The 12,732-nt window shown below is 66.6% G+C and carries 12 protein-coding genes; 3 read left to right on the forward strand and 9 right to left on the reverse strand.

Going from position 1 to position 12,732, the window contains the following annotated elements; all coding sequences use genetic code 11:
- Positions 1 to 151: 151 nt before the first annotated feature.
- Positions 152 to 1,537: an ethanolamine ammonia-lyase subunit EutB gene (locus EG885_RS16850; RefSeq protein ID WP_131576795.1), complete on the forward strand. Its 1,386-nt coding sequence runs from the start codon at positions 152 to 154 to the stop codon at positions 1,535 to 1,537.
- Between the two features lie 71 nt (positions 1,538 to 1,608).
- Positions 1,609 to 2,568, forward strand: a complete 960-nt coding sequence (locus tag EG885_RS16855; RefSeq protein ID WP_131576797.1) for an ethanolamine ammonia-lyase subunit EutC — start codon at positions 1,609 to 1,611, stop codon at positions 2,566 to 2,568.
- Positions 2,569 to 2,657: 89 nt separating this feature from the next.
- On the opposite strand, the gene hydA is transcribed toward EG885_RS16855, so the two are convergent.
- The 5 genes from hydA to EG885_RS16880 are packed head-to-tail and all read right to left on the reverse strand — an operon-like array spanning position 2,658 to position 7,572.
- Entirely contained in the window at positions 2,658 to 4,064 is a 1,407-nt protein-coding gene (hydA, locus tag EG885_RS16860; protein ID WP_131576799.1) for a dihydropyrimidinase, read from the reverse strand.
- Positions 4,061 to 5,302, reverse strand: coding sequence for a cysteine desulfurase-like protein (locus EG885_RS16865; RefSeq protein ID WP_242679712.1), 1,242 nt, complete (start codon positions 5,300 to 5,302; stop codon positions 4,061 to 4,063). Before EG885_RS16865 ends, hydA begins: the two co-directional genes overlap by 4 nt.
- A 12-nt stretch (positions 5,303 to 5,314) precedes the next feature.
- Positions 5,315 to 6,052: an amino acid ABC transporter ATP-binding protein gene (locus EG885_RS16870; protein WP_131576801.1), complete on the reverse strand. Its 738-nt coding sequence runs from the start codon at positions 6,050 to 6,052 to the stop codon at positions 5,315 to 5,317.
- Position 6,053: 1 nt separating this feature from the next.
- Positions 6,054 to 6,725 carry an amino acid ABC transporter permease gene (locus EG885_RS16875; RefSeq protein WP_131576803.1) on the reverse strand — a complete coding sequence of 224 codons (672 nt, stop codon included), beginning with the start codon at positions 6,723 to 6,725 and terminating at the stop codon, positions 6,054 to 6,056.
- A 52-nt stretch (positions 6,726 to 6,777) separates the two neighbouring features.
- Entirely contained in the window at positions 6,778 to 7,572 is a 795-nt protein-coding gene (locus tag EG885_RS16880; RefSeq protein WP_131576805.1) for a transporter substrate-binding domain-containing protein, read from the reverse strand.
- Positions 7,573 to 7,720: 148 nt separating this feature from the next.
- Here EG885_RS16880 and EG885_RS16885 point away from each other — a divergent pair, with 148 nt between their 5' ends.
- Positions 7,721 to 8,407, forward strand: a complete 687-nt coding sequence (locus EG885_RS16885) for a FadR/GntR family transcriptional regulator (RefSeq protein ID WP_242679713.1) — start codon at positions 7,721 to 7,723, stop codon at positions 8,405 to 8,407.
- A 12-nt stretch (positions 8,408 to 8,419) separates the two neighbouring features.
- On the opposite strand, the gene EG885_RS16890 is transcribed toward EG885_RS16885, so the two are convergent.
- The 4 genes from EG885_RS16890 to EG885_RS16905 are packed head-to-tail and all read right to left on the reverse strand — an operon-like array spanning position 8,420 to position 12,698.
- The gene (locus EG885_RS16890; protein ID WP_131576809.1) at positions 8,420 to 9,286 is read right to left on the reverse strand and encodes a PfkB family carbohydrate kinase; all 867 of its coding nucleotides are present in this window, start codon (positions 9,284 to 9,286) and stop codon (positions 8,420 to 8,422) included.
- A 15-nt stretch (positions 9,287 to 9,301) separates the two neighbouring features.
- The gene (locus tag EG885_RS16895) at positions 9,302 to 10,165 is read right to left on the reverse strand and encodes a MurR/RpiR family transcriptional regulator (protein ID WP_131576811.1); all 864 of its coding nucleotides are present in this window, start codon (positions 10,163 to 10,165) and stop codon (positions 9,302 to 9,304) included.
- A gap of 26 nt (positions 10,166 to 10,191) precedes the next feature.
- Positions 10,192 to 11,163 carry an ABC transporter permease gene (locus EG885_RS16900; protein WP_131576813.1) on the reverse strand — a complete coding sequence of 324 codons (972 nt, stop codon included), beginning with the start codon at positions 11,161 to 11,163 and terminating at the stop codon, positions 10,192 to 10,194.
- Positions 11,160 to 12,698, reverse strand: coding sequence for a sugar ABC transporter ATP-binding protein (locus tag EG885_RS16905; RefSeq protein WP_131576815.1), 1,539 nt, complete (start codon positions 12,696 to 12,698; stop codon positions 11,160 to 11,162). The genes EG885_RS16900 and EG885_RS16905 overlap by 4 nt, the downstream gene beginning before the upstream one ends.
- Between the last annotated feature and the right edge of the window lie 34 nt (positions 12,699 to 12,732).

The raw sequence follows: 12,732 nt of genomic DNA on the forward strand, positions 1-12,732 counted from the left end.
TTTCGCGGGCAGTCGCCGGGGCCGGGCGGCGATCGTGATCCGAATGGCTTGCCCGCGACGGGGCAGATGGTATCGTCGGGCGACCTTATCAGGAGTGTGCCGCGATCAACCCCCGCCCCCGATATCGACGCCTGCCCCGCAGGCTGCACCCATGACCGCCCTGCGCGCCATCGCGCGGGGCGAGACGTTCCGCTTTGACAGCCTGCGGGCGGTGATGGCGGCGGCGTCTTCCGAACGATCGGGCGACCAGCTGGCGGGGATTGCCGCCGACAGCGCCTTGCAACGCGTGGCGGCGCGGCGGGTTCTGATGGATCTGCCGCTGAGCACGTTTCTGAATGACGCGCTGATCCCCTATGACTCCGATGACGTGACGCGCCTGATCATCGACACCCATGACCGCGCGGCCTTTGCGCCGGTGGCGTCGATGACGGTGGGCGATCTGCGCGACTGGCTGCTGTCGCCGGCCGCCGATGGTCCCGCGCTGGCGGCGCTGGCCCCGGGCCTGACGCCCGAGATGGTGGCGGCGGTCAGCAAGCTGATGCGCAATCAGGATCTGATCCGGGTGGCGCGCAAGATCCGCGTCGTCACCGCCTTTCGCAACACCATCGGGGGCGCGGGGGTGCTGGCATCCCGCCTGCAACCGAACCACCCGGCCGATGATCCGCGCGGGATCGCGGCGGCGGTTCTGGACGGGCTGTTGCAGGGCGTGGGCGATGCGGTGATCGGGATCAATCCGGCATCAGACAATCTGTCCAACTGCCACGCCCTGCTGGTCGCGCTGGACGAGATGCGGGCGGCGCTGGACATCCCTACCCAGACCTGTGTGCTGACCCATGTGACCAACGCCCTGACCCTGCTGGAACGCGGCGCCCCGGTCGATCTGATCTTTCAATCCGTCGCGGGCAGTCAGGCCGCCAATGATGGCTTTGGCGTCACCCTGCCTCTGCTGGCCGAGGCGCATCAGGCGGGGCTGGCGGCAGCGCGCGGCACAGTCGGGCAGAACGTCATGTATTTCGAGACCGGTCAGGGATCGGCCTTGTCCTCGGACGCCCATCACGGCGTTGATCAGCAGACGATGGAGGTGCGCGCCTATGCCGTGGCCCGCGCCTATGACCCGCTGCTGGTCAATACGGTCGTGGGCTTCATCGGGCCGGAATATCTGTATGACGGCAAGCAGATCATCCGCGCGGGCCTCGAGGATCATTGCTGCGGCAAGCTGATGGGCCTGCCGATGGGGGTCGATGTCTGCTATACCAACCATGTCGAGGCCGATCAGGATGACATGGACACGCTGTCGGCGCTGCTGGCGCAGGCCGGGGTCAATTTCGTGATCGCCTTGCCGGGGGCCGATGACGTGATGCTGGGATATCAAAGCCTGGCCTTCGAGGATATCGCCTGCCTGCGCGAGGTCTCGGGGCTGGCGCCCGCGCCGGAATTTGCGCGCTGGCTGCAGGGGGTTGGCCTGTCGGATACGCAGGACACGCGCGCGCTGACCGATGCCACCGCACTGGCCCGCCGCCTTGGCTTGCCCGCATGAGCGGCGGGAATCGGGTATCGGGCCGAGACGGGCTGCGTGGGGATACGGCGCATAGAGATGGTCCGGGGGGCATGTCGGGATCATCCATCGAAAGCCTTCCCCCGACACCCCCCGATGCAAAGGCGCCTGCGCCGCCACGCGATGATCACACCGACCCGCGCCCTGACCTTTATCGCCGCCTGTCGGCACTGACCCCCGCCCGCCTGCGATTGGAGGCCGGGGCCGGACCGACGCGCCTGTCCGATCTGCTGGCCTTTCAACAGGATCATGCCGCCGCCCGAGATGCCATTCATGCCGAGGTCGATTGGGGCAGGCTGGCCCGCGATCTGGCGCCGCTGCCGGTGCTGCGCGTGGCCAGCCGTGCGCCCGACCGCGCCACCTATCTGCGCCGCCCCGATCTGGGGCGGCAGCTGATGGACAGCGACGCTGCCTTGCTGCGGCAAGCGGCGATGGCGGTCGGCGACGGGGCGATGACCGCTGCCCCCGACCGCGCCACGGATGGGACAGGCGCGGCGACGCCCAAGGCCGCCATCGCAGACGATCCCGCATCGCCCCCGCCCTTGCTGATCGTGATCGGCGACGGGTTGTCGGCCCCGGCGGTGATGGCGCAGGCGGCGCCTTTGGTGACAGCCCTGCTGGCGCGCCTGCCCGAATTGCAGGGACGCCCGGTGGTGCTGGCCTCAGGCGCGCGGGTCGCCATCGGCGATGCGATCGGGGCGGCGATGGGCGCGCAGATGGTCCTGATGCTGATCGGAGAGCGTCCGGGCCTGTCGGTCGCCGACAGCCTTGGCGCCTATCTGACGCTGGCCCCGCGCGAGGGCTTGCGCGACAATGCCCGCAACTGCGTCTCCAACATCCACACGCGGGGCGGGCTGTCCCATGCCGCCGCCGCCGACCGCCTGTGCTGGCTGATCCATGAGGCCCGGCGCCTTGGCGCGACCGGCGTCGCGCTGAAGGATGACAGCGGCGCAGAGGGGGCGGGCAGGATCGAAACGGGTGCCCCGGCTTCGCTGCCGGGGGATCGCGCCTAGCCTGTCGATCCGGTCCTGAAAACCGCAGCATCGCCACCTGCGGGCCGGACCATGCCGGACCGCAGGCACCCCCCATTGGAAAGCCTGCCTCAGGAATAGGCTTCGCTGGTCAGCCGCGACAGATGACCACCCTGGGGCGTGCCGACCGGACGGCCATCCGCCGCGATGGTGCGCCCCGCCAGCAGCGTGCGGACCGGCCAGCCGGTGATCGGCATGCCTTCGTATGGGGTGTAATCGCAGCCGTGGTTCAGATCGGCCTGACGGATGGTCCGCGTCAGCGTCGGATTCCACAGGGTCAGGTCGGCATCCGCGCCAATGGCGATGCTGCCCTTTTGGGGGTAAAGCCCATAAAGCCGCGCCGGATTGGTCGAGGTCAGCGCGACAAAGCGTTGCAGGCTGATGCGGCCCTTGCTGACGCCTTCCGAAAACAGGATCGGCAGGCGGGTTTCCACGCCAGGAATGCCGTTCGGCACCCATTTGAACGAGGTGCGGGCGCGCGGATTGTCCTTGCTGCCCGGCCCTTCGAACCGGAACGGACAATGGTCGGACGAAAAGATGTCGAAGGTGCCGTCGCGCAGCCCCTGCCAGATGGCCGCCTGACTGTCCGCATCGCGCGGCGGCGGCGAGCAGACATATTTCGCGCCGTCGAAATCCATGTTCAGCCCGCGCAGATCCTCGGCGGTCAGGGCGATGTATTGGGGGCAGGTCTCGGCATGGACCTTCATGCCGCGCGCGCGGGCCCATTGGATCTGCTCCATCGGATCGCGCCCCGAGACATGGACGATGACAATGGGCACATCGATCAGCTGCGCATGGCTGATCGCGCGGTGGGTGGCCTCGCGTTCGGCGATCTGCGCATGGGCCTGACCGTGGTAATAGGGGGCGGTGCGGCCCTGATCCTCCAGCCGCCGGGTCAGATGCTTGATCGCGTCATGGCCTTCGGCATGGACCATGACCAGCGCGCGTTCGCGGCGGGCCACCTCGAACACGTCCAGCAGTTCGGCATCGTTCAAGACCAGATCGTCATAGGTCATGAACACCTTGAACGAGGTATAGCCGTCGCGCACCAGCGCGGGCAGTTCCTGCCCCAGCACCTGCGGCGTCGGATCGGTAATGACCAGATGAAAGGACACATCCGTATGGCAGGCACCCTGCGCCTTGCGGTGGTAATCCTCGACGCAGGCGCGCAGGGACTGGCCCTTGATCTGCATCGCAAAGGGCAGAACGGTCGTATTGCCCCCCGCCGCGGCCGAGCGGGTGCCGCTGGCAAAATCATCCGCCATGACCGTCCCGTCCGAGGTCGGCTGATCCAGATGCACATGCGCGTCGATGCCGCCGGGCAGGACCAGAAGGCCGGTGGCGTCGATCCGCTCGGCGCCCCGCAGCCCTTCGGCGATGGCTGCGATGCGCCCGCCCCGGATGCCGATATCCGCGCCATAGCTGTCGGCGGCGGTGACCACCGTGCCGCCCGCAATCACCAGATCATAATCGCTCATGCCGCCTCGCGTGCCAGAATCTTTCCAAGAGCATCGGTCAGACGATCGACCTGCGCCAGCGTGTTGTAATGCACCATCGAGACGCGCAAAACCCCGCCATCGTGATCCTCGCCCAGGTGTTCGACCAGACGGCGCGAATGGAAATCGCCAAAGCGGATGGCGATGCCGTGATCGTCCATCGCCCGCGCCACGGCCCCGGATGCGATCCCGTCAAAGCGAAAGGCGATGGTCGGCACGCGGGTGCTGTCGCGGTTCACGGCCTCGCCGATGATACGGCAATCGTTGCGGGCCGACAGCCATGACAGCAGCCGGTCCGTCAGCGCGTCTTCCTGTGCGGTGATCAGATCATAGGCAAAGGCCAGCAACGCGCGGTCGCTGCCGGTCGCGCCGTGATGGCGGGCCAGCGTGGTCAGGTACTCCACGATCCCCTCAGTCGCATAGGCCATTTCATAGCTGGGATTGCCCGGCTCCAGCTTGGCCGGGACTTTGTCCTTGCCGTAGAAGTAATGATAAAGGCCGTCCAGTTCCGCCAGCAGATCGTATTTGCCATACATCAGCGCGCCATGCGGGCCATAAGCCTTGTAGAGGCTGAAGACATAGTAATCCACATCCCATGCCTGCACGTCGATCAGCCGGTGCGGCGCATAGGCCACCGCATCGACGCAGATCAGCGCGCCGTGATCGTGGATAAAGCGTGCGAAATCGGCGACCGGATGGACCTTGCCCAGAATGTTCGACACATGGGTGACGCAGACCAGCCGCGTGCGGTCGCTCATCAGCGGCGCCAGATCGGCCAGTTGCAGATCCATCGTCTGCGCATTCAGCGGCCAGACCTTGATGATGACGCCATATTCCTCAAGCCGCCGCCAGGGGCCGATATTGCTTTCATGATCGGCCATGGTCACGATCACCTCGTCGCCGGGGCGGAACTGGCGGCGCATGGCCTGCATCAGATTGCCCATCAGCACCGTGGTCGAGGCGCCGAAGACGATTTCATCCGCGCGGGCGGCATTGACCAGCGTGGCCGCCGCCTGCCGCCCTGCCGCCAGCGCCCCCGCCGCCGCCTGCGACACCGCATAGCTGCCGCCGATCTGGACATTGCGATGGGTCAGGAATTCGACCATCCGGTCCAGCGCGGGGCGGGCGATCTGCGACCCACCGGCATTGTCGAAAAACACCCAGTCCGGGGTCAGGCCGGGGAACTGGGACTGCACATGGTCCATATCAAGCGTTGTCATCTTGCGTTGCCTTCAGTGATTCAGCACGGCGCCCAGGAAATTCCTCAGGCGGGGTTCGGTGGGATGGGACAGGATCTGCGCGGGCGGTCCCTGTTCGACGATCTGCCCCGCATCCATGAAGATCACCCGGTCGGCGACCTGCGCGGCAAAGCCCATCTCATGCGTGACGACGATCATGGTGACGCCGGTGCGGGCCAGATCGCGCATCACGTCCAGCACCTCGCCCACCATCTCGGGGTCGAGCGAGCTGGTCGGTTCGTCGAACAGCATCACCTGCGGCTCCATCGCCAGCGCGCGCGCGATGGCCACGCGCTGTTGCTGACCGCCGGACAGATGGTCGGGGTATTTGTCGGCCTGATTGCCGATGCCGACGCGGGCCAGCAGGATATCGGCCTGCCGCGCCGCATCCGCGCGGGTCGTGCCGCGCACCCGGCGGGGCGCCAGCATGACGTTTTCGCGCACGGTCAGATGCGGGAACAGGTTGAAGGACTGAAACACCATCCCGACCTCGGCCCGGACGCGGGCCAGCGCGCGACCGCTGGCAACGGGGATGCCGTCCACCCGGATCTCGCTGCCCGCCGAGAATGATTCCAGCTTGTTGATGCAGCGGATCAGCGTCGATTTGCCCGATCCCGACGGGCCGATCACGCAGACGACCTCGCCCTTGGCGACGTCCAGATCGATGCCCTTCAGCGCCTCGAAGCTGCCATAGGATTTGCGCAGATTCCTGATACTGACGAAACCGGTCATCTCAACGCCTCCTGGCCGCAAAGCGGCGTTCCATGCGCGACACCAGCGCCACCAGCGGCCACAGGAACGCCAGATAGATCATCGCCGCGACGATCAGCGGCGTCGGATTGGCGGCCAGCGCCTGCGCCTGCGTCGCCTGTTTCAGCAGATCGGGCATCGCCACCACGGAGGCCAGCGCGGTGTCCTTGACCACGTTGATGGAATTGTTGGTCAGCGGCGGAATGACGATTCTGACCGCCTGCGGCAGGATCACATCGGTCATGGTGCGCGTGCCGTTCAGGCCAAGGGCGGCGGCGGCCTCGAACTGGCCCTTGGGGATGGCCTGAATGCCGGCGCGAAAGATTTCCGCCGTATAGGCGCCCGAGACCAGCGTCAGCGCGCTCATGGCGGACACGAAGGGCGACAGCCGCAACCCCACGAAGGGCAGCGCGTAATAGACGATGATCAGCAGCACCAGCAGCGGGATCGACCGGAAGACGTCGATATAGACCCGCGTCACAAAGCGCAGCGGCGCAGGCCCGTAAAGCCGCGCCATGGCCAGCGCCAGCCCCAGAACCAGCCCCGCGACGATGCTGGCCGCCCCCAGTTGCAGCGTGATCCACAGCCCCTGCATCAGCATGGGGAAGGTCCGCGCCATGACCTCGGCGTTCAGAAAGGTGTTAAAGATATCCATGCGTGTTCCTTTGGGTCCGGGACATAAGGCCCGGACCCGGGTCTTGTCGGGATCAGTCCAGCGCGGGCATCGGCAGGACCGTGACGGTCGAGGAACCCTCGTCCGGTGCGACGCCGAACCATTTCTCGTGCAGATCGGCCAGCACGCCCTCGGTCTTCAGATCGTCCAGAACGGCGTTCACGGTGGTCGCCAGTTCGGCGTCCTTGGCGAACATCATCGAATATTTCTCGCCGGTCGGGATGCGTTCGACGACCGCCAGTTGCGGCTTGTCGCGGACGTAATATTGCAGCGCCGGAATGTCCGAGACATAGCCGTCGATCCGCCCCGCCTGCAGATCCAGCATCGCGGGCGCCAGACCTTCGTAACGGCGGATATCGGCAAATCCATAGGTTTCCGCCTGTTCGGTCGCCCACATGTCGCCGGTCGATCCGGTATCGACGCCGACGACGCGGCCCTCCATCTCGGCCAACGAGGCGGGGCCTTCGGCCAAGGCGGTCAGCGACTGGTCGCTGTCGTAATAGGGCTGGGCGAAGCTGACCGATTCCAGACGCTCATCCGTGATGGTGATGGACGAGGTCGCGATGTCGATCCGCCCTGACTGCACGGCGGAAAACAGGCCGTTGAAGGGGATGTTCACCGTCTCGACCGCGGCGCCCATCCGCTCGGCCACGGCGGCGACCAGATCGATTTCAAATCCGACGAATTCGCCGGTCTCGTCCTGAAATTCCCACGGGACGTTGCCGATATTGGCGCCCACGGTCAGCGTTTCCTGAGCCGTCGCCGTCAGGGCCGTGCCTGCCAGCAGCGCAAGGACCAGCGCCGTTGTCTGCAATCCGTTTCCACGCATGATAAACTCCCCGTCTTTATGATTCTGGATTGACCGGCCTAACCGGTCTGACCAGTATCAAGCCATGGGTGGAACCCAATTGCAACGGCTGTGGCGACATGCGCAGATGCGCACGGGGTCAGGTGCCACAAGGAAAGGCAGCAGGGTCGTGATTTGGGACAAGGGGCCGGTGACGCAGGTGATTGCGCGCAGGCTGCAGGAAATGATCCGTTCGGGACAGTTGCAGGCGGGTGAACGCCTGCCTTCGCAGCGGATCTTGTCGGAACAGCTGAACGTGTCGCGGCCTTCGTTGCGCGAGGCGCTGCTGACGCTGGAGACTTTGGGGCTGGTCCAGACCCTGCCCGCGCGCGGCACCTTTGTGCTGGATCCGGCCTCGCGGCCCGCGCAGACGACATGGCGGTTCGACGATGCGCATGATCTGCGCGACGTGTTCCAGACCCGCCTCCTGCTGGAGGGCGAGATGTGCCGTCTGGCCGCCCCCGCTATCACCCCCGACGCGCTGACCGCGTTGCAGGCCGCCGCCACCGGGTTCGAAGAGGCATGGGGCGCGGGCGATCTGGTCGCCCATGTCGAGGCCGATCTGGCCCTGCATCTGGGCATTGCCGAGGCCTGTCCCAACCGCATGCTGTCGGGCGTCTATCGCACCGTGCAGCAGCTTGTGACGGAAACGCAGCGCCAGCCGATCCCCAACACCGATCCCGACCGGATGCGGCAATCGATTGCCGAACATCGCGCCATTCTGGACGCGCTGGCCCGCCGCGATGCGGATACGGCCGAGGCGCGGATGCGCGACCATATCCGTAACACCGCGCAATGTGCGGGTGTTAACCTGTAAACGAACCGGCCCCTAACGGGGGGCCGAGACATGCTTTGCGGCGGCCAGATTGGCTGCAGCCACCGCGCCGCTCAGGTCCGAGCCCTTGACGAGGGCGGCCACCATCGTGCCGATGAAACAATCCCCGGCGCCATGCGTGCTGACCAGCGTGATCGCATGGCCCGGTTCGGCATATTCGCCGCCCTGCCCCGCCACGGCCACCCCGTCGCCGCCCGCCGTGACCACGACGATGCCGAACCGCGCCGACAGGGCCTGCGCTGCCGCCTGTGCCGCCTGCAGAGAGGTGACGGAAATGGCGCAAAGCGCCTCGGCCTCGCCCGCATTGACAACAAGGATATCGACGGCGCCGGCCATCGCATCGGACAGATCGCGCGCGGGCGCCGCGTTCAGGACGGTGATGACGCCACGGGCGCGGGCCGCCATGGCTGCGGCAAGGTTCAGCACCTCGGGGATCTCGTTCTGCAGCACCAGATGGGTGGCGTCCTGCCACAGCGCGTTGCCGTCCAGCACGGCGGGGTCGATGGCCAGATTGGCGCCCGACACGATCACCGCGCCGTAATCGCCGCCCGCATCCATGATCGCAACGCTCATCCCCGAACCGGTGCCGGTCAGGGTGGCGACATGGGTGTCGTCCACCCCGGTGCGGCGCAGGCCCTGACGCAGGAACGGGCCAAAGCTGTCATCGCCCACGGCAGAGACCATGCGGCAGGGCACGCCTGCGGCCACCACGGCAGCGGCCTGATTGCCGCCCTTGCCGCCAAAGACCGGGCGCCATGCGGTGCCGGTCACCGTCTCGCCTGCGACGGGACGATGGGGGGCCGCGACGACGATGTCGTAATGCAGGCTGCCAAGGGTGACGGCGCAGGGGGTGGGCGTCATGAGGGGATATCCTGTCTAGCGGCGGCGTTTGGTCTCGACCGCCTTGCGGGTGCGGGCCAGCTGCGCCTCGGATCGGTCCAGATCGCGCTGCGCGACGGCCACGAAAATGGCGTCCATGATGTTGAGCTGCGCGATCCGCGCGGCGGCATTCTCGCCCAGCAGGGGTGAGCCCTGGGCGGTCGAACACAGCGCGATATCGGCCAGTTCGGACAAGGGTGCGGTGGCATAATTGGTGATGGCGATGACCCGTGCGCCCTGTTCGCGGGCCAGCCGCGCGGCCTCGATCACCGTCGAGGTGGTGCCGGAATGGCTGAAGGCCACGGCCACGTCATCGGGCCCCAGCAGGGACGCCGACATCAGCATCATATGCGGATCGTCCTGCACCCCGGCGCGCAATCCGATGCGCAGGAATTTATGGGCCACGTCGCGGGCGATCTGCGCCGATCCGCCGACGCCATAGAAATCGCGCTGACGGGCGCGGTGCAGCAGGTCGGCGGCGCGGTCGAAAGCCTCGACATTCAGGATCGACATGGTTTCTTCCAGCGCCTGCATCGAGGTCTGGAACACCTTGCGGATGATGTCGGCGGAACTGTCATCGGGCGAGATTTCCGAATGCAACGAGGCGACATCCGTCTGGCGATAGACGACCAGAGCCTCTCGGAAATCCCGAAACCCCGCAAAGCCCAACTTTTTGGCGATCTTGACGACCATCGCATCGGACACGCCCGCATCAACCGCCACCTGACGCAGGGCGGTGCTGCGGTCCAGATCGGTGCGCCCGGTCATCCCCTCGACCACCCGCGTCTCCAGCGGTGTCAGGAAGGGCAGCCGCATCCGGATCTGCGCGCCGATGCTGCGCGGGTCGTAATGTTCCATCATGCGCTGCCCCTTGTGCCTGCCCGGGCCTATGCCCGACCGCGCGTCGCCCGGTCGATCAGCATGGCCACCAGAATGATGATACCTGTCGCCAGCAGCTGATAGAAGGCCTGCACATTCATCAAGGTCAGCCCGTTGCGAAGACCGCCCAGAATGACCGCCCCCATCAGCGTGCCCACGACCGATCCCTTGCCGCCCATCAGGGACGCGCCGCCGATGGCCGCTGCCGCGATGGCGTCCAGTTCCCACAGGTTGCCCATGGTCGGATCGGCGGCGCCAAGCCGTCCGGTCAGGATCAGCGCGGCCACGGCGGCCAGCCCGCCCGACAGGACATAGACGATGATCTTGGTGCGCGCGACGGGAACGCCGGCGATGCGCGCGGCCTCGGGGTTGCCGCCTACGGCCAGGATATATTCGCCAAGCGGGCTGCGGTTCAGCACGACCCACAGCACGCCCGCGATGATCGCCACGATGATCACCGGCACCGGCACGCCCATGACCAGCCCGTTGATGGCCGACCGGAACTCGGCCGGGATGCCGAAGATCGGATTGCCGCCGGTAAAGATCAGCGCCAGCGCCCGGTACAGCGACAGCGCCCCAAGCGTCACGATGAACGGCTGCAGCCCCGCGATCGCGACCAGCGCGCCGTTGAACAGCCCGCAGGCCATGCCGGTGGCGATGGCACCCGCCACGGCCAGCGGAATGGGCACGCCCGCGATCATCAGCGTCGCCCCCACGATTGCCGAGACGGCCGCCGTCGGCCCCACCGACAGATCGATCCCGCCCGAGATGATGACGAAGGTCATCCCCAAAGCGATGCAGGCATTGATCGAGGATTGCTGCAGGATGTTGATCAGGTTCGGTGCGGTCAGAAAGACCGGGTTCAGCACCGCGAACACGGCAAAGATCAGCACGAGGCCGAAAAACGTGCCCGCATCGCGCAGGTTGATGCGCGGCGTGCTGCGGGTGGCGGTCCGGGCGGAGGATGGGGTCTGGGTCATGGCTGGGCCTCAAGGGCTGGGGCCGGGATCACCGGGCCTCTGGATCTGGGAATGGCATTCGCCGCGATGGCGTCTTCGGATATGTCATCGCCGCCAAGGATGGCCGAGATGCGGCCTTCGCGCATCACCATCACCCGGTCGGACACGCGCAGGATTTCGGGCAATTCCGAACTGACGACGATGACCGATTTGCCGGACTGGGCCAGTGCTGCGATCAGGTCGTAGATTTCGGATTTGGCGCCGATATCGATGCCGCGGGTGGGTTCGTCGAACAGCAGGATGTCCACGTCGGCGGCCAGCCAGCGACCGATGATGGCCTTTTGCTGGTTGCCGCCCGAAAACGTGCCGATGGCGCGGGACACGTCCGGCGGGCGCATCCCCATCTTTTTCATCAGCGCCGTCGCCTCGGCATGCAGCTTGCCGCGCTGGACCAGCCCAAAGCGCGTGAACCGCCCCATGCAGGGCAGCGCGATGTTCGAGGCGACCGAGCGCGCGCGCACGATCCCGTCCTTCTTGCGTTCCTCGGGGACCAGCCCGATGCCGGCGCGGATCGCGGTGCGGGGGCTGCGCAGATCGACCGCCTTGCCGTTCAGCGTGACGCTGCCCTGGCGCGCGCGGTCGATGCCCGCGATCAGGCGCAGCAGCTCCGTGCGCCCCGATCCGACCAGCCCGGCAATGCCCAGAACCTCGCCCTTGTGCAGATCGAAGCTGGCATCGCGGATCAGCCGGTCATCGGACAGATCGCGGACCTGCATGACGACCTGCGCCTGCGCATGACCGACATGGCGTTCATGCACGATGTCGCGCCCGACCATCTTGGCGATCACCTGATCCTCGGTCACGGCGCGCATGTCCACGGTATCCACGAAGCGCCCGTCGCGCAGGATCGTGGCGCGGTCGCAGACCTGAAAGACCTCGTTCATCTTATGGCTGACATAGATGATCGACTTGCCCTGTGCCGCCAGCCGCGCGATCAGCGCCGCCAGCGCATCGAATTCGGACGGCGTCAGGCTGGAGGTCGGCTCGTCCATCGCGATGATCTTGGCATCGTCCAGCAGGGCGCGGGCGATTTCGACGATCTGCTGCTGGGCGACCTTCAGCGTGTGGATGGGCGCGCGCGGGTCGATGCGCGGGTCCAGATCGGCCAGAATGGCGCGGGCGAGAACCTCTTGTGCGCGGCGGTCCACCAGCATCCCGCCCGCATGGGTCAGGGGGCGGCCCAGAAACAGGTTCTGCGACACGCTCAGCTGCGGGATATGCTGCAATTCCTGATGGATCATCGCGATCCCGGCGGCGCGTGCGTCCGCAGGCCGGGTCAGCGTGACGGGCTGGCCGTCGATGACGATCTGCCCCTCGGTCGCCTGCAGCACGGCAGACAGGATGTTCAGCATCGTCGATTTTCCGGCGCCATTCTCGCCCAGCAGGCCGTGAACCTCGCCGGGGCGGACATCAAAGCTGACATTGTCCAGCGCGCGGATGCCGGGGAATGTCTTGCTGACGCCCTGAAGCGACAGCCGACTTGGGGAAGAGGTCATGTCGTTACCTATCTGGGGGTCCGCCGGGGCGGAG

It is taken from the genome of Paracoccus nototheniae, assembly GCF_004335005.1.
GTDB classification, from domain to species: domain Bacteria; phylum Pseudomonadota; class Alphaproteobacteria; order Rhodobacterales; family Rhodobacteraceae; genus Paracoccus; species Paracoccus nototheniae.

Excerpts from the sequence above, each read along its gene's own strand:
- EG885_RS16880 (WP_131576805.1), bottom strand. The coding sequence starts at position 7,572 with ATGCGTGGAAACGGATTGCAGACAACGGCGCTGGTCCTTGCGCTGCTG.
- EG885_RS16875 (WP_131576803.1), bottom strand. The coding sequence starts at position 6,725 with ATGGATATCTTTAACACCTTTCTGAACGCCGAGGTCATGGCGCGGACC.
- EG885_RS16850 (WP_131576795.1), top strand. The coding sequence starts at position 152 with ATGACCGCCCTGCGCGCCATCGCGCGGGGCGAGACGTTCCGCTTTGAC.
- EG885_RS16855 (WP_131576797.1), top strand. The coding sequence starts at position 1,609 with ATGTCGGGATCATCCATCGAAAGCCTTCCCCCGACACCCCCCGATGCA.
- EG885_RS16890 (WP_131576809.1), bottom strand. The coding sequence starts at position 9,286 with ATGACGCCCACCCCCTGCGCCGTCACCCTTGGCAGCCTGCATTACGAC.
- EG885_RS16900 (WP_131576813.1), bottom strand. The coding sequence starts at position 11,163 with ATGACCCAGACCCCATCCTCCGCCCGGACCGCCACCCGCAGCACGCCG.
- EG885_RS16865 (WP_242679712.1), bottom strand. The coding sequence starts at position 5,302 with ATGACAACGCTTGATATGGACCATGTGCAGTCCCAGTTCCCCGGCCTG.
- EG885_RS16895 (WP_131576811.1), bottom strand. The coding sequence starts at position 10,165 with ATGATGGAACATTACGACCCGCGCAGCATCGGCGCGCAGATCCGGATG.
- hydA (WP_131576799.1), bottom strand. The coding sequence starts at position 4,064 with ATGAGCGATTATGATCTGGTGATTGCGGGCGGCACGGTGGTCACCGCC.
- EG885_RS16870 (WP_131576801.1), bottom strand. The coding sequence starts at position 6,052 with ATGACCGGTTTCGTCAGTATCAGGAATCTGCGCAAATCCTATGGCAGC.
- EG885_RS16905 (WP_131576815.1), bottom strand. The coding sequence starts at position 12,698 with ATGACCTCTTCCCCAAGTCGGCTGTCGCTTCAGGGCGTCAGCAAGACA.